Source organism: Pirellulaceae bacterium (assembly GCA_019636385.1).
In the GTDB taxonomy this organism is placed as follows: Bacteria; Planctomycetota; Planctomycetia; order Pirellulales; family Pirellulaceae; genus Aureliella.
In genome coordinates this window covers 276,574-296,768 of record JAHBXT010000004.1, presented here as the reverse complement: position 1 = coordinate 296,768, position 20,195 = coordinate 276,574, and the positions used below count along the sequence as shown (strand labels likewise).

Here is a 20,195-nt window from a genome sequence, read left to right as displayed (position 1 = left end):
AGTGTAAAATAAACGTTCACAGTTCAGTCCCATAGTCTGCACCGCAATTGGCCGCCTGATGCGCTAACTTAAGTTTATTGTAACTGAAACTGCGTAAGGTAAGCTGGTGCCAGTGCTGGATTGAGCAGCATTACTGAAAAAGAGCAACGTGACTCGAACCAACTATTAGAAATCCCTAATGAACAAGCCTGCGCGCCGCGTGACGACGGTCAGCCTCAGCCAAATGAAGCGGCGAGGTGAGAAAATCAGTATGTTGACCGCCTATGACTATACGATGGCGCGGCTGCTGGACCAAGCCGGTACCGACATGTTGTTGGTTGGCGATAGTTTGGCCATGGTCATCCAAGGGCACGATACGACGTTGCCAGCGACTTTGGAACAAATGATCTACCACGGTCAGATGGTTGCGCGAGCCGCCCAGCGCGCGATGGTCGTGGTCGATCTACCGTTTCCTCATGGGCAGCTGGGCGTTCGACAAACCCTGCGCACTGCCGCACGGATTATGAAGAAGACTGGATGCCAAGCGATCAAGTTAGAGGGGGGAGCCGAGCAAGCCCGAACGATTCGTTCGTTGGTTGCCGCCGGAATTCCTGTCGTGGCCCACATTGGTCTGCGGCCACAAAGTGTACATGCCTTGGGCGGCTATCGTGTGCAACGCAACGCGGAGCAGCTTATTGAGGACGCGCAGGCCGCTCAATCAGCCGGAGCTTTTTGCGTGCTAATGGAATGTGTTCCCAGAGCGCTAGCCAAACGGGTTACGGAAACGTTAATCGTACCGACGATTGGCATCGGTGCTGGTCCGGATTGCGATGGGCAGGTGTTAGTCGTCAACGACATTTTGGGACTAACCCTCAGTAGCGTTCCCAAGTTTGTACGCACACAGACCAACTTGGCTGACCAGATTACACAAGCCGTAGTGCGCCATAACCAATCGGTACGAGACGCATCGTTCCCGGGAGACGATGAGTCTTTTGAGTAGCCGCCGTGAATTGGACGGGCGGCTGGAGCGCTACAGCGTTGGCGGCGCACGGCGCGCCTAGCAGTCAAATCACAGTCATTTATTGAGTCCCACGGAGCCGAACATGAATCAGCCTCAATCATCACGATCGCCTGATACCCATCCGCTAGGGAATTTGGAGGAATGGGAGGATGATTTATTGCAACGCTACCCCGAACCTCAAACTCACCACAGCGCCAATGTCAGCCAGCAAGCAGATCGCTTTCGCAATTATGCGGCCGAAGCCCGCCCCAGTGTTCGTGAATTCTACCGCCTCAATCATCGCCACCAGACGGTTGATTTTGTGCGCAGCAAACGGGCCGAATATCTTGGTTTATCGCGACGACGCATGGGTATTTGGGAGGCAATGGAATACCTGAATCAATTGGTAGATGACAGCGATCCGGATATTGATCTACCGCAGATCGAGCATCTACTGCAGACGGCAGAAGCCATTCGGACCGACGGTCGCCCGGACTGGTTCATCTTGGCCGGGCTAGTTCATGATTTGGGAAAAATTCTCTGTCTGTGGGGTGAACCGCAGTGGGCGGTGGTTGGTGACACTTTTCCCGTGGGGTGTCGCTGGAGTCCGTCAATCGTGTACTACGAGGCGTTTCAAGACAATCCTGATCGTCATGTAGAGCAGTTCCAGACAGAGTGCGGAATCTACCAGCCCGGTTGTGGTCTAGAGAACTTGCTGATGAGCTGGGGGCACGACGAGTACTTGTATCACGTTGTCCGTGATTATCTCCCCAAACCAGCTCTGGCCATGATTCGCTTCCATTCCTGTTACCCCATTCATCGTGAACACGCCTATTCGCATTTGTTGACCGAGGGCGATGCAGAGTTACTGAAGTGGGTAGTCGACTTCAATCAATACGACCTGTACACCAAACGCGACCAGCGCATGGATGTCCAAGGCTTGCGCCCCTTCTATCAAGAGTTGATCGCTCGCTACTTCCCCGAGCAGTTGAGTTGGTAGCCTGCCGGTAATCGAATGGCTGCAACGGGTGTGCGGTTATGGGCCAGCACCCTTGCGGCCAGGGCGGTAGCCTGGCGTGCTTCTTCTTCGGCTCTGTTTCCGAGTAGACGAGTCCGGTTGTGGAGGTGTGGAGGCTGGCCGGGCAGGTGACTTTTCAGACGATGACTGACCGGATGACTGCGAAGCGTTTGAAGTGTCTTTCGGTGGTCGGCCGATCGTGTGCACGTATTTGCCTTCCATCAGCTGGTTGGCGCGACTGCGCCGAGCTTCGATAGCTTGGCGCGGCGGTCGCGATGGAATAAGCGCATCACAGCCGTCGCCAATCAAGTCTTGTCGGCCACAGGCGCGCAGTGCCTCGCGCACCTCAAAATAATTCTCGGGCTTGAAAAACTGCATCAACGCCCGCTGCGTGCGCCGATCGCGGAGTTTCTTGGCGGTGTACACGGGTTGCATGGTAAAGGGATCAAGTTCGGTGTAGTACATGCAGGTGGCGACATCCATGGGTGCCGGAATGAAGTCCTGTACTTGATCAGGACGATATCCAGTTTGCTTCAGAAACACCGCTAGGTTGATCATCGCCTGCACGTCGCTAGCCGGATGACTGGCAATGAAATAGGGAATCAAATACTGCTTCTTGCCAACCGCCTGAGACTGTTCGCGAAATACTTCCGTAAAGTACTCGAAGTCGTCGTTGGCTGGCTTGCGCATTTTGAACAGTACTTGAGGATCCACATGCTCGGGGGCGACTTTCAGATGGCCACCGACATGGTGTGTGGTCAGTTCGCGAATATATTCGGGACTGTGTCGCGCCAGATCCATACGCACGCCGCTGGCGACCAGCACTTTCTTGACACCCGGTACCTGGCGAGCGGCACGCATTAAGTCGATGACCGGTTGGTGGTCGACGCCTAGCAGCTTGCAGATTTTGGGATGCACACACGATTGTCGTCGACAGCGAGCCTCCACGTCTGGTCGCGTACACCGCATGTGGTACATGTTTGCTGTAGGGCCACCGATATCGCTGACGGTACCTTTGAAGTTGCTGTCCTCAGCCAGCGACTTGATTTCATTCAGTACGCTTTGTTGGCTGCGTGATTGAATGGCGCGTCCTTGGTGAGCCGTAATCGAACAAAACGTGCAACCGCCGAAACACCCTCGCAATATGGTCACGGAATCCTTGATCATCTCGAATGCCGGAATGGGCTCACGATAGCTGGGATGGGGACGGCGCGTGTAAGACAAGCCGTAGATGCGATCCATGGCCAACTGAGAGATGGGCAATTGCGGTGGATTGACGACTACCGCCTGCTGGCCGTGATACTGCACCAAGCGCCGGGCATTGTACGGGTTCGTTTCGTTATGAATGATGCGCGTGGCCACCGCGAACTGTCGTTTGTCAGTCACAACCGCGTCGAAGCTGGGCAGTTCTAGAATGTCCTCCGGGGGGCGCTCTGAAGCCCCCAACGCATAGGCTACACCGCGCATGTCGCGCAGGTCTTTGACCGTTTGTCCGGCCTGCAGACGCTGAGCGATTTCGACAATCGCGTTTTCGCCCATGCCAAATACGACTAGGTCGGCTTTGCTATCCAGCAGAATGCTCTTGCGGACTTTGTCGCTCCAAAAATCGTAGTGTGCCAGACGCCGAAGCGACGCCTCGACCCCGCCTGCGATCACAGGCACGCCTTTGTAGGCCTCACGCGCACGCTGGCAATAGCTGAGCGTTGCTCGGTCTGGTCGCAATCCGATCTTGCCACCGGGCGAATAGGCATCGTCATTGCGCACCTTACGATTGGCGGTATAGTGATTGATCATCGAGTCCATGTTGCCGGCGCTGATGCCGAAGAACAATCTTGGACGTCCGAACCGTTGCCAGTCCGAGCACGATCGCCAGTCGGGTTGGGAGATTATGCCAACTCGGAAGCCAGCGGCCTCCAAGACGCGACCGAGAATGCTCATGGCAAAGCTCGGGTGGTCGATATAGGCGTCGCCGGTCACAATCACCACATCCAGCTCATCCCAGCCTCGCTGTTGGGCCTCGGCCATCGTCATTGGCAGAGCGTGTCTGCCCAAGGCGCTGGCGCGCTCTGGTAAATCCGTCAGGAAGCGATCGGCTATCTGAGCTTCGCCTAAGACGGGAAGTGAAACCGGAATAGACATGAGTCACCCGCGACGAATCTGAGAACCCTTGAAATGAATGAGCACTCGGTAAACCACTTTCTCTTTCAGCTCGATGCGGCCTGAAACTAAATCGACTTGATAGGGAATTTCGTGCAAATGCTTGTCAACGACGGCATGATAGCCGCGCTCAGAAAAAATGTCGATCAGCATCATGAGCGCTAGCGGATTACTGAATACACGGTCTTCCGAGTTCACATACGCCTGCCCTGACAGAGCGTGCCGGCGAATGATCGGCATGAATTTACTCTCGATCAGCTCAACAACCTGCTCAAACAATTCGCTGTGCTCAAGTTCATAACTGTCCAGCCGCTTGACCAGTTCTTGGCGCGCATGGATGACGATTTCTTCGGCCAGCGGTATAGGTCGCAGTCGATCGACCGTGCGCGAGTGCAATTCCAGCGAACTCTGATATTGTAATTCGCTGAGGATATTGGCTTCGACTTCTGCAATCGGACCTTCTGCGTTGATGAAGTGGTAGTGATAGATCTCTTTCAGAGACTTGAGTGCATCCCACGTCTGTTCCTTGAAGACTTGATAGCGGCGTCGAGCCAGGTCGTGGCTGAGATCCGTGTCGCGAATGGGCAGCAGGCTACCTATGCCGGTTTCTTCGACCTCTTTGTTGTGTGCTTGAGCAGCTTTACCACGGTGCAACTGTCGTTCGATACTGGTCTTCTCGGTAACAAACAGCACCATGGCATGAATGGTCGGCTGGCGGAAGTGAATGGCATATTCTGTTTCGGAAAATTCCTTGTGGAGCAAATTGACTTTGTCGACTAACATCTTCAAACATTCCACCTGCACGCGCGTACGGGGGAAGCCATCGATGATGGCACCGTCGCGGAACTGCGGTTCTAGCAGCTTGCGATACAGGATCATGATGACTTCCTTGTCTCCGACCATGCCGCCCTGGTCTTTGATGCGAGTCGCTTCAGGTGTGGTCAGCAGATCGCTGATTACGATAGGTTCACAAGTTAGACCGCGGGCTTGTACTACAAACCGCGTGTGAGTCCCTTTGCCGGCACCTGGTGCACCGCCCAGCAGAATCAGCTCCTTGGGGAATCGAAGATTCTGACGACCGATCTCTTCCGCTAAGTCTTGCCAAACGGAGTTGAAGATTAGATGTGCGTCCTTGATTTCCAAGTCAACGGGCTGTCCTGCAACGGGTTTGTTCATGGATTCCATCTTCGTCTTAACAGGTCAGTTTGATTTGGAGAGCCAGGGCAGTCTGGACATCAGTCGCTGGATTAGCGTGGGTTCCACAAATGCACAATTGGCAACCAGCATCATTGTACCAAAGGTCCACATGCCTAACGCCACGCAAATTCCACCATGCACGCAGACCGCCAATGCCAATACCATGGGGCGCGTTAATTTGGGCCAGATCAGTGCGCAATAAAACGTCTCCCAAAACACAGTGATGGCCGTGAGAAGTCCAATGATAATCGGAAAATGGCCCAGCCAGGTCAAATCGAGTGATTGATATTCGTAATTCACCAAGCTAAACCACATGGCCGATCCATCCCACCACATTTCGCCGCGCAGCTTGCTCAATCCGCCAAATAGGTAGACGACGCACACGTGAATCTGAATCAATCGGGTCACCACATTGTTGGAGACAGTCGCTGAGTAAGCAGGACGCAGCCAGCTTGCTTCCCCACGATTTGCCCGTCGAGCATCCAGGCTGTAGGCAGTTCCACAGTCCGACCACATCAGATACATGGTCAGCATCATCACAATCTGGTCTAGGCCGAACAGCGCACCGGTCATTCGATGGCAAACCATCAAGGTCATCCACCAGGCCACTGGGATTGCAAGTCGCGTCATGCAGCCCAGTGCCATGCACAGGCTGGCAACGATCGCGATCGTCTGGTGCGCGTAAAGCCAGACAGGGCTGACTACAAAGTACAACCAACTCCATGCCCAATCTTGACTGTGCAGGCTACGAACTGCCTGGTTGTTGATCCAGGCATCGCGACCCATAAAATCAGACAGCAGACTAGTCCAAATCACGTGGATGTAAGTCAACATTGCGCCGCAGGCGATCCGCATAAATCCTAAAGCCTCGGCCGTTCGGGGCGTAAACCAGAAGCGATCCCAACCAGCAACCCAAGCGCTAACAAAAGCTTGGATTGAAGTAGATCGTGTGGCTGAATCTGGCTTGCCCCCCGAAGAACGATGCCTCATGGCCTAGCCTCGATGGGTTCATTAAAGGATCCGGGCGACGTGCGCCATGTGGGTGCTACCGGAAGGGCAGCTGACGGTTGAGGGACCGAGGTCGCAGGCGGTGGGGGCTCTAAAACATCTGGCAATAGAATGTATAGGCTGGCATCATCGAGCGGCTGTCCATCATTAAGCACAGCGTCACTGCCGGGCAGGATGTGTCGGATGCGTTCAATGGACGCCGAAGTTGCTGAATAGCGAGCGATCAAGTGTGCCTGCATTGAATTGCGCACATCTTCGTAGCGTCGGCGATTGCTCGCCCATTCACGGGCCTGTTGGTCTGACGATTGTTGCGCTATCACGGCATCGACCGGCGGCACATGCAATTGATTCAAGAACTCCGACAGCATGAAGTGGCGGTGGTACAGGAGACGCGGCCACTGGGCTGACTTGTCTGGATAACGCACCGTGGATTGCGATCCATCAGCATGAGTTAGAGTCCCCTGTATCAGATGACTGGGACCAGGCTCGGGTGCGAAGAAAAAGTAACCATGGTTCAGAAAGGCAAATTCAATGTAAGGGGCCAGTGCGATGCGAATCGGATCTGCGGCAGGTGAAGTGCCGCGGCTGGGGCTGTAGGTGAAGAAGCGAAATGGTTCGGCAACCACAGCTAGGAGATGTACGACAATAACCAAACTGACTAGCAGCTTCGCCGCGCGGCTCCATGAGCGAATTGGCTGGTTGGCTGAAGTAAGCACGGACATCGGCTTCCACAAGAGTTTTTTGGACCATGGCACAAACAAAAAAACCCCGCATGGCAAACATGCGGGGCGTTGTATTTTAATGCTCAGCGGACACTAACCAAAGTGGTCCCGCAGAGTGTTTATCGAGTTGCAGCCAGTTGATCCACGGCTGAAGCACTAAAATTGAAGCTCAATTCCAAGCTATCACCACCAATCAGTCGAATCGACTGTCGCTTGACTTGGCCATCCAGCTCAACTTCGACAACGTAATCGTCCCATACCTGGCCGACCATCAGCTGCTTGCTTTGATAGGTCCGGGTCGTGCCAATTGCCCGAGTGGGGTTGCCTGCCAGAACAACTTTGGCGCCTTCGGGAACATTCAGAGTCAGTGACGTCTCAACCGGTGAAGCAGAGTCGGCAAATGCAAATTGCAGATGCTCACGACCTCCCGCAGTGACAACCACGGTTCGCTCTTCCGTCATCACTTGTCCGTCCACACCGGGCAATTCCGCTCGGAGTTCAAACTTGTAGCTCTTGCCAGCAACCAATCCGCGACTGACATATTGTCGCACGCTGCCGGAGCTAGTGGTTGCTCTGCCGTTGACGTAGATGGCCGCCGCGTTTGGTACGCTAACAGTCAAATAAACCGCGTCGGCGTCGTGTTCTTGAGCCAGATTCGATAGCACGCTATATCCGCTACCGCTGTCATTGGCAGCCCCCTGATAAATGGTGCTTCCGACGCTACCGTAGGATTCACTGTACGAGGCTGAGCCAACTGAGCCGTAGGATGTCGAGCCGACGCTGCCATAGGAGACGTCTGATCCAGTCGATCCATAGGAGTATCCGCCCGTCGATCCGCCGTAGCTGACGCCATATCCGCTGCTTCCATATCCAGAACTCGCGTAACCAACGCTACCGTAGCTGGAGTAAAATGCTCGCCGAGCCTGATGGCGGTCAATTTTAGCAGCGATATGGTTGTGAATACCCCGCAAGACGGAACGTACCGGAGTAAATGGTTGTCCTACAGAGCCGCCACTGGATCCACCATAGGAACCGTAACCAGCGACATAACCGCTACTGCCCCCAAAAGAACCTCCACCGTATGATCCACCATAGCTACCGCCCAAACTACCCCAGCCTGCCAAAGCGGCTGGGCCGGATGCGATAACCGCTGTTATGCACAGCAGGACCGTCGATGCGACTCTAAGCACCGTAATCTTCATGTGACTGAACTCCATTGACACCACGGAACTGAACCTTAATCAGGGGTGCTCAAACCGTAATGAGCGACATCCCGGACATTGACGACATCTCAGCCCAAAAAATAGGCTCGCCGAGAAAAATAGGCTCGCCGAGCTGGAATGGTAACTGAATAGGTAGGATAGCCAACAAAATGGTTTAATCAAGCGGTTTGGGGGGATTTTAACGGCAGTGCGACCAATGAGCACGTGCCGCTCTGGGTAGTCTAGCTTAGTTTTGACTATCAAGTACTAAGCGGCTGCAATTTTTCGCTCTGCCGAGCGTTTTCAGCGTTCGGTTCGAGCCGGTTCCAACACCACATTGTCAAACGCAGCGGTACCAGTGGCTCCAAAAAGTCCGATGGACACAATGGCCTCGCGTGTCTGGTCAGGAACGCTACAGAAGCGACTTTCCTGATGCCAGTTCTTAGTGCCTTTGAACGGCCCGAGAAACTGAGTTCCCAAGAGATTTCGTTGGTCGTCGTAGAACCGCACAGTAACCGCTGGCAATTCGTCGCGCTCCAAACCGGCGCGTACTTCTTTCACTCGTACACTGGCGGATAATGTGATTCGGCGTACTCGGCGGCCGTCGAGCGCTAAACCTTGCAGCAGGTGCGTTGGACGGCCTCGTACATCGTTGTTGAATTGGACGTAAGCGCCCTGCGCCGAGTTGGGTTTGATTGGCTGCGGGGGATCGTTCTGCAGGGTTAGCCCGCGCTGGTAGTACCAGCCCGGGATGTCCCCGCTTTCCAGAACTGGCTGCTCAAAGTCGCCATTGACGAGACTGGGCCGAGCCGGGTCAGCGTGAATGCGTCGTTGCGATTCGGCCTGGCCCGTCATGGGTACGAACAAGGTTGGGCGCAACGCCTCTCGCTGTAATTTCCCATCCCGCTTTCGCATCATGCACAGCATCTGCTGGTAACGCTCGCCTACGGGGATGATCATCAGACCGCCCTCAGCCAATTGGTCAGCCAGCGGTTGGGGAACATCTTCTGGACTGCAGGTCACGATGATGCGATCGAAGGGTGCGTGCTCTTCCCACCCCAAAAATCCATCGCCGGTTTTGGTGAAGACATTCGTGTAGCCCAAATTGGCAAGAACACGCTGCGCTTGCACAGCAAGTTTCTCCACGATCTCAATCGTGTACACCGCCTTGACCAATGGGCTGAGTACAGCAGCTTGATAACCGCTGCCGGTGCCAATTTCCAAGACTTTATGTTCAGGCTGCGGATCAAGTTCTTGAGTCATCACAGCCACGATGTAAGGGCTGCTGATGGTCTGTGACTCGCCGATTGGCAAAGCGCGATCTAAGTAGGCTTGATCGCGAACCTCAGCTGGCACAAAGTGATGCCGCTGAGTCTTGCCAATCGCATCCAGGACACGGCGATCGGTTATGCCTCCTGGAATTAAAACTTCGTCAATTAGCCGTTGTCGGGCTGCGGCGTCATTGAACGTCGGCGCAATGCCCACCTGCGCAGAACCAATTTCAAACAGCTTACCGGTCAGAATCAGCATCCCCAGTATTGCACGCCAGTCCATAGTTGGCCGGATAATCGAAAAAGTAAAGATTGTTGCCGACAACAGCTCATGGTCTAGTCTAACAGCTCTGGCGAGCCAGCGCAACGTTCCGGCAAACTTAATCACTATTTGCATCTTCAGAAAAGGCTATGCAGGCAGGATTATCCTCACAGTTTACGCAGCGGGCAATCGGCTTCACAGCTTCGCGTTTCAGCCGCCATGCCCGCCAACCGATGTTGCCATTAGGCAGAGATTGGCCAGTTGAACCCAGGAACGTGTGGACCATGGAGGGAATCATAATGCGAGCAATTCGATACCCAGCGGCTGTGGCGGTTGTGGCACTGGGCCGCGGGTTAGGTGTCCTTGTGGCGTTCGGCGCACTGGCCTGCAGTGCGAGCTACGCTGCCGAGCGTCCAACCTTCAACAAAAACACGTGTGATCCTCGGCCCGATATTCTGCCGGAACGCTGGCTAGACTGTTGGGACGATTATCGTAGCAATCACAACCGGCCGCGGCATTTTTCAGGTTGGTTGGCGCACGTAATCGAGCCCAGTAGCCAAGAGGCTATGGTGTGGTGTGAAGCCAAACGTTTGGGACTCTATCAGACCAAGCACTCGCCGCCACTGTGCCGCCGGTACATGCTGCCCAAGCCTTGGGAGCAACTGCAAACCGGTCCACAACCCAAGTCAACCCCAGTGGTACCTTTACCCTTGGCGGAAGTGGGGAATTCAGAAGGGCCAAGCCAACTCGAGTCTGGCGCAGCCTTGCTCGATAATACAGCCCGCCCGGCACCAGTTCAGCCGGCACTTGACTTCCAATTGGGGGCTTCGGACTAGGCTGCATTGGCGCATCCTCTAATCGACCGAGGTACGCCCACCGGCGTGGCGGTGGAACGGGTCCATGGTCTCAGGTTTCCAAGGCATACCAAACCCACATCTACCAGGTATGGATTGGCCAGTTATTGCACAACATTCTGTTGGCCATTCAGTAGCATGAAGCGTTGGTCATTTAGAGGTTGTTTCATTCTATTATCTCGATTCTTGGATTTTATCAATGCTTGGGACTTCCCATTTGAAGCCGCCTTATTAGGATACCGACCATGACACTCAAGTTCACGAGTTTTGTCAGTTCCTTCAGATTCGCCACATGCCTGAGACCGGAGTATATGCCCCAATGCGGACGAAAAAGACTAAAAAAGAAGTGGTAATGAATTACCTAAAGAAGAATCCAAAGGCCACGATGGTCGAAATCACAAAGGCTTGTCAGTGCAGCCAACCGACAGTTAGCCAAGTCAAGCGAAGTATGGGGCTGACGCGGATTCCCAAGCGTTTGAAGGCCGGCGGAAGCAACGGTGGGCTAAGCGAAGCCCAAATGGCACAATTGCACGCGACCATCAAATTGGTTGGTTCGAGCGATAAATTGATTAGCGTTATTGAAGCTATTGAGAGCGTGGGAGGCATTCATGCGGTGCGCGGCGCACTTCATACCTATCATCGACTGCAGGAAGTATTTGGAGGCAAATAGTATTACAACTCTGTGTTGTTACTGATCCCGCTGCGTAAGCCAAGAACGAATATTCGTCCTAGGCTTACGCAGCGGTTTTTATTTACTATTCGTAAACTGCTCAGCCAGCGCACGACGAATCGCTGCAACCAGAATGTCGATCTCGCTGCTGGTAATGCGCAACGGGGGCATGATGACCAGCACGTTGCCCAAAGGCCGCATCCAGACGCCATATTCCAATATTCGCTGGCACATCTGCTGGCCAACTTTGGCTTGCCAGGGAAAGCCGATTTTCAAGTCGCGATGCTGAACCAGTTCGATTGCTGCCGCCAACCCGCATAGGCGAACATCGCCAATATGCGGATGCGCTTTCAGTGGGGCCAAGCTTTCTGCAAGATAACTGGAATTCTTACGGACTTGCACCAATGTTTGTTCTTCATCGAAGACTCGAAGCGTAGCCAAGGCCGCCGCGCTGGCCAGCGGATTTCCAGCGTACGTGTGTCCATGAAAAAAGGATCGCGACTGACTATATTCACCCAAGAACGCATTCCATATTTCTCGAGTCGTCAACGTGGCGGCAATCGGCAAATAACCGCCGCTAAGTCCTTTTCCGGTGCACAGCAAGTCGGGTCGCACATCTTCCCACTGGCAGGCCCACATCTTGCCGGTCCGTCCCATGCCTGTCGCAATCTCATCGGCAATCAAGAGTGTTCCATAGTCTCGCGCCATGTTGGCCAAACCACGCAGGAACCCCGGCGGATGCAGGACCATTCCAGCAGCTGCCTGCAGCAGCGGTTCGACAATCACCGCCGCAATGCGCTGGCCAAAGCGTTCGAACAGCTTTCGGTATTCAGAGAGGTAGTATGTGGTCAGGTCCGTGGCTGACACACTTTCGGGGCCACGATAGGTGTCGGGGCAGGGGCCTCGCAGAACATCGAACAACAACGGCGAAAACATCGCATGAAAGCGCGCCACACCGCCAACGCTGACCGAACCCAGCGTATCGCCGTGGTAAGCACTGCCTAACGCCAGATAGAGGTCCCGCTGCGGTTGGGCAGGCTGAATCTGTCGCCAATACTGAAAGGCCATCTTCAGCGCGACCTCCACTGCGCTGGCGCCATCGCTGCTGAAAAAAACGCATTCCAAACCCTCAGGAGCTACCTCCACCAATTTCGATGTCAGCTCGATCGTCGTCGGATTGCTCATTCCCAACGACGTGACATGGGCAACGCGTTCTAACTGTTGTCGAATAGCTTGATCGATGACCGGATGGCGATGACCATGGACATTGCACCACATACTGCTGCAACCATCCAGCAACCTCCGACCATTGACATCCATCAGCCATACGCCCTGAGCCGAATCAATGATCAGCGGTTCGTACTCGGCCATCTGCGTGAACGCATGCCAATAGTGATGGCGATCGACGTGCTGTTGATCTGACATGTGCGTGGCGTCAAGTCCTGGTGCGTCAAGCTGCTGATGTGCGTATGTGGGATGGAGGTCCGCAGATTACCATTGAACTGAAACTGCTGCACCTACGGACACTCCGAGCATGGCTCGAGCGCTATCGCCGACCAACATGACCGTTAGCGGCTCGCCAGGAGCCACGATGGCGATCAGCGTCATGTCAGGTTGTCCATGGTCTGGCGCGAACAGGCCGAACGTTTCGTGTTCATCGACGGTCACTCGCAGTGAATCATCAGTCGGTGCAGATGTCAGTCTTTCGCTTGGAATGTCGGTAATCAAGTTGCCAGCCTGATCGACTTGAACGATGGTTCCCGCAATTTTGTGTGACACGATGGTTCCTCACATTGCCTGAATCAGTTTCTCGCACAATTCACGTACCTGTTTGGGATCGACGTTCGGATCTTTCTTCTTCGCGGCACCGACCAGGTAGCCTAAGGCTTTGGTATTCCCCTCACGGAATTGAACAACTACTTGTGGATTTTCCTGAAGCAGTAGCTGGCACAAGTCGGTCAGTTGACTGCTATCGATCTGTTTAATTCCCAAAGCCTCGATGGCCTGCGAAATCGAAACATCGTGTTCCAGCAGATATTGAAAGACATTCCTGGCGCGCGCGTTGTCCAGATTCCCTTGGTCAATCGCCTGTAGCAATTCGCCCAGTCGCTGACTGGAAATCGGGAATTGTTCGATGGACCAGCTGTGCTCTTTTAACGTTCGCAGCACATCCTGTTGTAGCCAACTACTTGCCCGCCGAGCGTCCGCGCCGCCACCGACCAACGCATCGTAGTATTGAACCACGGGACGCCCTTGAGAAACTATGACGTCGGCGTCGTAGGCCTTCAGGCCGAATTGATTCTGCAATCGAGTCCGCGCGGCTGCGGGCAGCTCGCCCATCAATTGCCGCTGCTGGGCGAGCATGTCTGCGGTGACTTTGAGCGGTACCAAGTCTGGGTCGGGAAAGTAGCGATAGTCAGCAGATTCTTCTTTTTCGCGTTGGGCCTTGGTAACACCAGCATTATCGTCCCAGCCGCGAGTCTGTTTGGGAGCGTCGTGGATCGTCTGGCCAGTGCGTTGCCAATGATCATACTGTCGCTGCGCTTCATAGGCCACGGCTCGTTCGACCGCTCGAAAACTGTTCAGATTCTTGAGTTCTACAATTGGGGTGGCGACAGTCTGGCCGTCGGCTTGTGGAATATGCAAGTTGACATTGGCGTCGGCTCGTAAGCTGCCCTCTTGCATATTGCAATCTGATACCCCCAAGTAGATCAGCAGCAAACGTAGGTCAGTCAAATAGGCTTTGGCAGCTGCAGGGCTGGAAATGTCGGGATAGGATACGATCTCCAAGAGTGGCGTGCCTGCGCGATTGAGGTCGATTCGACTGTCGGCTGTACCTGACGATTCGTCGTGCAGGCTCTTGCCAGCGTCCTCTTCCAGATGCGCGCGAATCAATCGCACAGTCAGTAAGTCACCTGGCGAATCGGGGTCGGGAAACTGCAAGTACCCCTCGCCGCAGATCGGCCGGTCGAACTGGCTGATCTGATATCCCTTAGGTAGGTCTGGATAGAAATAGTTCTTGCGATCCCACTTGGTGACCGGGTCGATTCTACAATTGAGCGCTAATCCCGTACGAATGGCCAGTTCGACAGCCCGGGCGTTCAATACCGGCAGCGCTCCGGGCTGAGCCAAGCAAACGGGACAAACCTGGGTGTTGGGCGGAGCGCCAAATTTCGTTGAGCAACTGCAAAACAGTTTAGTGTTGGTGGCCAGTTGCACATGGACTTCCAAGCCAACTACCAGTCGATAAGGTACAGCACTCATGTCAGCAGGGATCTCATTACGGTTCTTTACGACTCGGGCCAGCCCCCAGCCTTACGATCAGCCAAGCGGTGCAATCTGCGGCTCAAATAGGCCCGCGCGTTGGAGCTGATGCGCAGTAGCCAACAATCGCGATTCTTGTAGCTGGGGAGCCTGCAACTGAATCGCCAGCGGCAAGCCACTATTGCTCATGCCAGCCGGTAGCGACAAGGCAGGTAAGCCGACTAAATTGGCCTCCACCGTAAACAGATCCCCCAAATACATTTGTACCGGATCGTCAACCTTTTCACCGAGGACGTAGGCCGGAGATGGTGCGACCGGTCCCAGTAGTACATCGACCTGTTGAAAAGCCGATTGGTAGTCTTGAGCGATCAAACGGCGAACTCGCAACGCCTGTTTATAATAAGCATCCGCGTATCCAGCACTGAGTGCAAACGTGCCCAGCAGGATGCGACGTTTGACTTCATCTCCCAATCCCTGACTGCGGCTGGCGATCATCATCCGCTCCAGTGGCGATGGCTCGTTTGAACCTAAGTTGCTGGCGGATTGGCGGCCTGCAGCGTCTCTAATGGTCACGGATTGGTGATCGGAATTTTTGGGGGCGCGAAAGCCATAATGCGCTGCCTCATAACGTGCCAAGTTGCTGCTGGCTTCACAGGGCGCGATCACATAGTACGCAGCCACCGAGTGTGCGCTATGCGGAAGGTGAATTTCAACCAGCCTAGCCCCCAGCTCTTGCAGCAGCCTGCAGGCCTGCTGCACAGCTGACACGATTTGGCTGTCCAGCGAACCATGGTGCAGGTGTTCGCTAACGATGCCCACGCGCAGTCCATCCAGCGGTTGGTCAAGCTGCTGCACATAGTCTGGTAGAGCTACATTCAGCGAGGTGCTGTCGCGCGGATCGTGACCGGCCATAATTTGCAAGAGAGCGGCCACGTCTTCAACGTGATGGGCCATCGGACCGACTTGATCCAAACTGCTGGCATAGGCAACCAGTCCCCAGCGACTGATCAGGCCATAGGTTGGCTTCAGGCCACATACGCCACAAAAAGCTGCTGGTTGGCGAACCGAGCCACCCGTGTCCGATCCTATGGCCAGCGGCGACATGCCAGCCGCCAATACGGCTGCGGAGCCGCCACTGGATCCGCCCGGAGTGCGGTCGAGCGCCCAGGGATTGCGAGTCACACCCAACGCGCTGTTTTCCGTACTGGAACCCATCGCGAATTCGTCCATGTTGGTCTTGCCCAGCACGACCAGTCCCGCCTGTTGCAGCCGGTCGACGGCAGTCGCGGTATATGGCGGACGGTACTCTTTTAACATCCGCGACCCGCAAGTCGTTGGCCAGCCTTCCAGGCACAGCACGTCTTTGATGGCTACGGGTACTCCGGTCAGGGGCGACTGCTTCGCCAGAAAATTGTGAACTTTGCCAGACAAATGCTGATCGACACGTTGTGCTTCTGCCAATACGGCGGACTCATCCAGCAGGCTAATGTAGGCACCAACCTGTGGGTCAAGCTCTTGAGAGCGTTGGAGAAAGTAGGCCGTGGCCTCCCGGCAGGATATCTCCCGAGCAGCGATCTTCTTGCCCAATGCAACGGCGGATAGATTTTCAAGCTTCATAGGCAGCCAGCTTACGCGAGCCCGCTGGCCGCTGCAAGGACTGTGGCTACAGACGCCAGAATGCAGTTTAAAGAGGACCTGAGAGCCACTCTTTTAAAAGGATAGCTAGCGAGAAAGTATCCGCAGCTTTGATGGCAACGCGCTAACCTGTAGTACCCGTACAGCAGTGTCGCTGGGTTTATCCCAATACCGGAGGCACCAGGAAGAATTCGCCGTCGGTTTGTGGCGCGTTCCTGAGAGCTGCCTCGCGCGGCAACCCGGCCTGAATTTGGTCGCCACGAGTCACTGAATGCACGTCTACCGGGTGTGCCATCTCCTCCACGCCCGTGGTGTCGACTTGACTCAGCTGGTCGACTAATCGCAGTACATTCCGTAGCTTTTCGGCGACATCATCCAGTTGGCTATCGCTCAGCTCCAATTTGGCAAGCGCTGCTACCTTACGTACGTCATCACGCGAAAGCTGCATATTCGGCATTCCGACTAGTGAGTGTAGCGAGCGGTGCCATGTAGTTACCGTCGCTAGACGATGGAACTCACAGCTACCGTCCTCAGACGGTGGAGCTTGGGATTTCCCAATCTAATCCTTAAAAGCGCAATTCACGCTCTGGCGAGCGTAGCTACCGCATGGATATCGGCCTAAATCTATTTGGCCGCCGGCACTGCAAATGGCTTCTGCCTGACGACCTTGCGAACCAGGCCGCTACGAATACATTGCGTGCAGACCCTCAGCCGACGATGCTCACCACTGGGCAGTTCGACCCGAATGGACTGCAAGTTCGGCTTGAATCTACGGCGAGTAATCCCAGTTACCTTGGTACCGACGCCACCCAAGTACTTGGCCTTACCCCGAATTTCGACGCTGTTTCCGACAACTGGTTTCTTGCTGCAAATGGCACACTGACTGGCCATGTCTGACTCTCCAAAAATCAACTGAAATCAAGTTTGCGTGGGCGAACAAATATAGCCGGCCCGCCGGTTTCCACAACGGCAAATGATTCGCCAAGTTGGAGGCTACTTACCGTTCTTCTGGGTGGCTCATTCCGGGGCTAGGTCCGCTTTTTTCCAGCGATCCCGGTGGGGCTGGTCGATATGAACATGCAGTTCTGGCCGCCGATAACTCAGAGTTTTCCAGGCTGCCGGGTCTAGGTTACAGTCGTCCAAATAAAAGGACTGTAGCCCCTTGGTTTCAGCTATTATGTCGAGTGCCTGGTCCGATAAACTGGGGCCAATCAGGTGCAAACGCTTGAGTGACGGCAGTCGTGCCAGTTCAGCCAGGGCAAAATCGTCGATTTGGCCCCCACCTAAGCGCACTTCCTCCAGCAACCGCAGTTCCGCCAACTTCCTGATTCCGGCTACCGTCAATCGACATTGCGGCAAATTAAGGATGCGGAGATTTCTGAGTTTGCATAAATACACGGCACCAGGGTCGCCGATCGGGCTCAGCCGCAGTCGCAAATGCTCCAAGTCGGGGCATGATTGCACAATGAATTTCAGCCCCTCATCGGTTACTCGTCCGTCATCAATCAGGAAATTTCGGGCCGACAGGAGGGTGGGGAGGCGTTCAAGCTGTTGCCGCCCAATTTCTGCTCCCGACAGTTGGACGGTATCGCTCGTTCCTCGATAGGCTGGGCGTAGACAGTCGTCCCAGAGTCTCGCTGAGTCGGCCACGGACTGGGCCTGTACCGCCGAAAGCAGGCAGGCGGCCATTGCCGGCAATGCCAGGCAAGTGTCGAGAATCCTCATAAATATTTCCAGTGCTCCGGTGAGCGCCAGCGGCAGCGTAGATTAAATTGATTCCTAGGCTATAGTTGGCACATCCTGGTGGGCAAGCTAAGCTTCCAAAGCTGACGCAAAATTACGGTGGTTGATCGACGACAACAACGACGGGCAACACGAGTGGCTGTACAAAAAACGCGAATGATTAGTTCGCGGAAATTAGAGCGAATGACGGACGCCGAGTTGTTTCAAGTGCGTATGTGCGACTTGAAGTTAACATTGCGTGGCTCGATGGTCCAGCAGTGTCTCAAACAGCTTTACCAGGAGCTTGGCCAACGCGGGTTGCGGTTCCGCCCACACGTCTGGCTGTCCGATGAATGGTTCTCGCCGGATGGCGTGCCGGGCATCGCCATCCCATTCTACTTGGCACATCCGCGTTTGATGCGTCTAGAACGCAAGCAGATGTTAGAAGTCGAAGGCGGTAACAGCGAATGGTGCATGAAGATCTTGCGGCACGAGGCGGGGCATGCGATTGATACCGCCTATCGACTGAGGCGTCGCAAGTCTTATCGCCAGGTGTTTGGTCGCGTATCCACACCCTATCCTACATATTATCGGCCCAAACCGTACAGCCGCGACTATGTGCTTCATTTGGATATGTGGTATGCACAAAGCCATCCGACGGAAGATTTTGCCGAGTCGTTTGCCGTCTGGTTGCGTCCTCGATCGCGATGGAATACCCAGTACAAGAACTGGCCAGCACTGAAGAAATTGGAGTATGTCAATCAAATCATGGCCGAACTAGATGGTCGCAAGCCACTGGTCAACTCGAAGGTGCACATTGATCCGCTGAGTACAATCACTACTACGCTGGGCGATCACTATCACCACAAACGGCAGTATTATGGCGTCGATCATCCCAACTTTTACGATCGGGATTTGTTGCGCATCTTCTCCGACAAGAACGAGTATGCCAGTAAATCCTCGGCTTCGCAGTTTTTACGGCTGATTCGTACCGAATTGCGGGGCTGCGTGTCGAAATGGACTGGAGAGTCGCAGTACACCATCGACCAGGTATTGACTGAGATGATTGACCGCTGCCGCGATCTCCGGCTGCGGTTGACTGGTAGCGAAGCTGATGCGAAACGGGATATGATGTTGCTGTTGACCGTTCAAACGATGAACTATCTGCATCAAGGCTATCATCGGGTGGCCTTATGAAACCGCTCCGCGTGCTCACGCTGGTCAATGCCAGTTTCATTCCACCGGAAACGATGGATGGCAAGTCGGAGCGTGAAATCAATGAGTGGAAGACTGAATTTGATGTGGTCTCGACCCTCAAAGAGATGGGGCACGAAGTCGAAATTCTCGGTCTGAACGACGATATCTCGCCGTTGCGTCAGGCGATCCTCGAAAGTCAGCCGCACGTTGTCTTCAATCTTCTGGAAGAATTTAGCGGTGTCGTGACCTACGACAGCGCCATCGTCAGCTTTTTAGAACTGAAGCGCCAAGCCTACACGGGCTGCAATCCGCGTGGTCTCCTACTTTCCAAAGACAAAGCCCTGTGCAAGAAGATACTGTCGTTTCATCGCATACCATCTCCTCACTTCACGGTCTTTCCCATCGGTCGTAAAGTTGTTCGGCCGGTTCGCTTAAAATATCCCATCTTCGTCAAGTCCGTCGTAGATGACGCCTCACTGGGAATCGCCCAAGCTTCCGTAGTTAACAACGACGACGAATTAAAAACCCGCGTGGCCTTTATACACGAGCATACTCAAGCCGATGCATTGGCTGAAGAGTTCATCGAGGGCCGCGAACTGTACGTCGGCGTACTGGGCAATAAGCGCTTGCAAACGATGCCAATATGGGAATTGAAATTCACCAAGAGCGATACGCCGCTGATTGCCACACGCAAAGTCAAGTGGGATCGCAAGTACCAGGAAAAGCTAGGTGTTATTACCGGACCCGCCACAGATTTGACCGATACGCAACATCGCGAAATAGCTCGACTATGTAAACGCATCTACAATTCATTGGACCTCACCGGCTATGCGCGCATGGACCTGCGTTTGCGTCCCGATGGCCGGGTATTTGTGTTAGAAGCCAATGCCAATCCGAATTTGGCCTACGGCGAAGATTTTGCTGAATCGGCTGAGGTAGCTGGCATCAGCTACGAAGAGTTGCTGAGCAAGATTATCGGCTTGGGCATGAGCTATCACGCGCCCTGGAAAAATCGGTGAAAAAATAGGCAACCAGGG

General features: G+C 54.5%; 19 protein-coding genes. 6 read left to right on the top strand and 13 right to left on the bottom strand.

What is annotated here, in order from left to right:
• Nucleotides 1-178: 178 nt before the first annotated feature.
• Both panB and KF752_15680 read left to right on the top strand, forming a co-directional pair.
• Nucleotides 179-979 carry a 3-methyl-2-oxobutanoate hydroxymethyltransferase gene (gene panB, locus KF752_15685; protein ID MBX3422996.1) on the top strand — a complete coding sequence of 267 codons (801 nt, stop codon included), beginning with the start codon at nt 179-181 and terminating at the stop codon, nt 977-979.
• Between the two features lie 103 nt (nt 980-1,082).
• Nucleotides 1,083-1,979 carry a hypothetical protein gene (locus KF752_15680; protein ID MBX3422995.1) on the top strand — a complete coding sequence of 299 codons (897 nt, stop codon included), beginning with the start codon at nt 1,083-1,085 and terminating at the stop codon, nt 1,977-1,979.
• 36 nt (nt 1,980-2,015) lie between these two features.
• On the opposite strand, the gene KF752_15675 is transcribed toward KF752_15680, so the two are convergent.
• The 6 genes from KF752_15675 to KF752_15650 all read right to left on the bottom strand — a co-directional run bounded on the left by KF752_15675 (nt 2,016) and on the right by KF752_15650 (nt 9,813).
• Nucleotides 2,016-4,136 (bottom strand): YgiQ family radical SAM protein, encoded by a 2,121-nt coding sequence (locus KF752_15675; protein MBX3422994.1) that lies wholly within the window; start codon nt 4,134-4,136, stop codon nt 2,016-2,018.
• Between the two features lie 3 nt (nt 4,137-4,139).
• Entirely contained in the window at nt 4,140-5,339 is a 1,200-nt protein-coding gene (locus KF752_15670) for a nucleoside monophosphate kinase (protein ID MBX3422993.1), read from the bottom strand.
• A 15-nt stretch (nt 5,340-5,354) separates the two neighbouring features.
• Complete coding sequence (locus KF752_15665; protein ID MBX3422992.1) at nt 5,355-6,341, bottom strand: HTTM domain-containing protein; 987 nt, start codon at nt 6,339-6,341, stop codon at nt 5,355-5,357.
• Nucleotides 6,338-7,081 (bottom strand): hypothetical protein, encoded by a 744-nt coding sequence (locus KF752_15660; protein ID MBX3422991.1) that lies wholly within the window; start codon nt 7,079-7,081, stop codon nt 6,338-6,340. The genes KF752_15665 and KF752_15660 overlap by 4 nt, the downstream gene beginning before the upstream one ends.
• Before the next feature lie 119 nt (nt 7,082-7,200).
• Nucleotides 7,201-8,283, bottom strand: a complete 1,083-nt coding sequence (locus tag KF752_15655; GenBank protein ID MBX3422990.1) for a TIGR03000 domain-containing protein — start codon at nt 8,281-8,283, stop codon at nt 7,201-7,203.
• Nucleotides 8,284-8,586: 303 nt separating this feature from the next.
• On the bottom strand, nt 8,587-9,813 hold the full coding sequence (locus KF752_15650) for a protein-L-isoaspartate(D-aspartate) O-methyltransferase (protein MBX3422989.1): 1,227 nt from the start codon (nt 9,811-9,813) through the stop codon (nt 8,587-8,589).
• A gap of 302 nt (nt 9,814-10,115) precedes the next feature.
• On the opposite strand from KF752_15650, the gene KF752_15645 reads away from it, so the two are divergent.
• Together KF752_15645 and KF752_15640 are read left to right on the top strand one after the other, a co-directional pair.
• The gene (locus tag KF752_15645; protein MBX3422988.1) at nt 10,116-10,652 is read left to right on the top strand and encodes a hypothetical protein; all 537 of its coding nucleotides are present in this window, start codon (nt 10,116-10,118) and stop codon (nt 10,650-10,652) included.
• A 370-nt stretch (nt 10,653-11,022) separates the two neighbouring features.
• The gene (locus tag KF752_15640) at nt 11,023-11,340 is read left to right on the top strand and encodes a hypothetical protein (protein MBX3422987.1); all 318 of its coding nucleotides are present in this window, start codon (nt 11,023-11,025) and stop codon (nt 11,338-11,340) included.
• 78 nt (nt 11,341-11,418) lie between these two features.
• Here KF752_15640 and bioA read toward each other — a convergent pair whose 3' ends face one another.
• From bioA to KF752_15605, 7 genes are all read right to left on the bottom strand, one after another.
• Entirely contained in the window at nt 11,419-12,765 is a 1,347-nt protein-coding gene (gene bioA, locus KF752_15635; protein ID MBX3422986.1) for an adenosylmethionine--8-amino-7-oxononanoate transaminase, read from the bottom strand.
• A gap of 66 nt (nt 12,766-12,831) precedes the next feature.
• Entirely contained in the window at nt 12,832-13,119 is a 288-nt protein-coding gene (locus KF752_15630; protein ID MBX3422985.1) for an adenosylmethionine-8-amino-7-oxononanoate aminotransferase, read from the bottom strand.
• Between the two features lie 9 nt (nt 13,120-13,128).
• The gene (gatB, locus tag KF752_15625) at nt 13,129-14,604 is read right to left on the bottom strand and encodes an Asp-tRNA(Asn)/Glu-tRNA(Gln) amidotransferase subunit GatB (GenBank protein MBX3422984.1); all 1,476 of its coding nucleotides are present in this window, start codon (nt 14,602-14,604) and stop codon (nt 13,129-13,131) included.
• Between the two features lie 57 nt (nt 14,605-14,661).
• Entirely contained in the window at nt 14,662-16,221 is a 1,560-nt protein-coding gene (gene gatA / locus KF752_15620) for an Asp-tRNA(Asn)/Glu-tRNA(Gln) amidotransferase subunit GatA (GenBank protein MBX3422983.1), read from the bottom strand.
• 178 nt (nt 16,222-16,399) lie between these two features.
• Nucleotides 16,400-16,687, bottom strand: coding sequence for an Asp-tRNA(Asn)/Glu-tRNA(Gln) amidotransferase subunit GatC (gatC, locus tag KF752_15615; GenBank protein MBX3422982.1), 288 nt, complete (start codon nt 16,685-16,687; stop codon nt 16,400-16,402).
• A 176-nt stretch (nt 16,688-16,863) separates the two neighbouring features.
• Nucleotides 16,864-17,130, bottom strand: coding sequence for a 50S ribosomal protein L28 (rpmB, locus tag KF752_15610; GenBank protein ID MBX3422981.1), 267 nt, complete (start codon nt 17,128-17,130; stop codon nt 16,864-16,866).
• 126 nt (nt 17,131-17,256) lie between these two features.
• Nucleotides 17,257-17,964 carry a hypothetical protein gene (locus KF752_15605; protein ID MBX3422980.1) on the bottom strand — a complete coding sequence of 236 codons (708 nt, stop codon included), beginning with the start codon at nt 17,962-17,964 and terminating at the stop codon, nt 17,257-17,259.
• A gap of 174 nt (nt 17,965-18,138) precedes the next feature.
• Between KF752_15605 and KF752_15600 the strand changes: the two genes are divergently transcribed.
• Together KF752_15600 and KF752_15595 are read left to right on the top strand one after the other, a co-directional pair.
• On the top strand, nt 18,139-19,158 hold the full coding sequence (locus KF752_15600) for a putative zinc-binding metallopeptidase (protein ID MBX3422979.1): 1,020 nt from the start codon (nt 18,139-18,141) through the stop codon (nt 19,156-19,158).
• Entirely contained in the window at nt 19,155-20,177 is a 1,023-nt protein-coding gene (locus tag KF752_15595; GenBank protein ID MBX3422978.1) for an ATP-grasp domain-containing protein, read from the top strand. The genes KF752_15600 and KF752_15595 overlap by 4 nt, the downstream gene beginning before the upstream one ends.
• Nucleotides 20,178-20,195 lie beyond the last annotated feature (18 nt).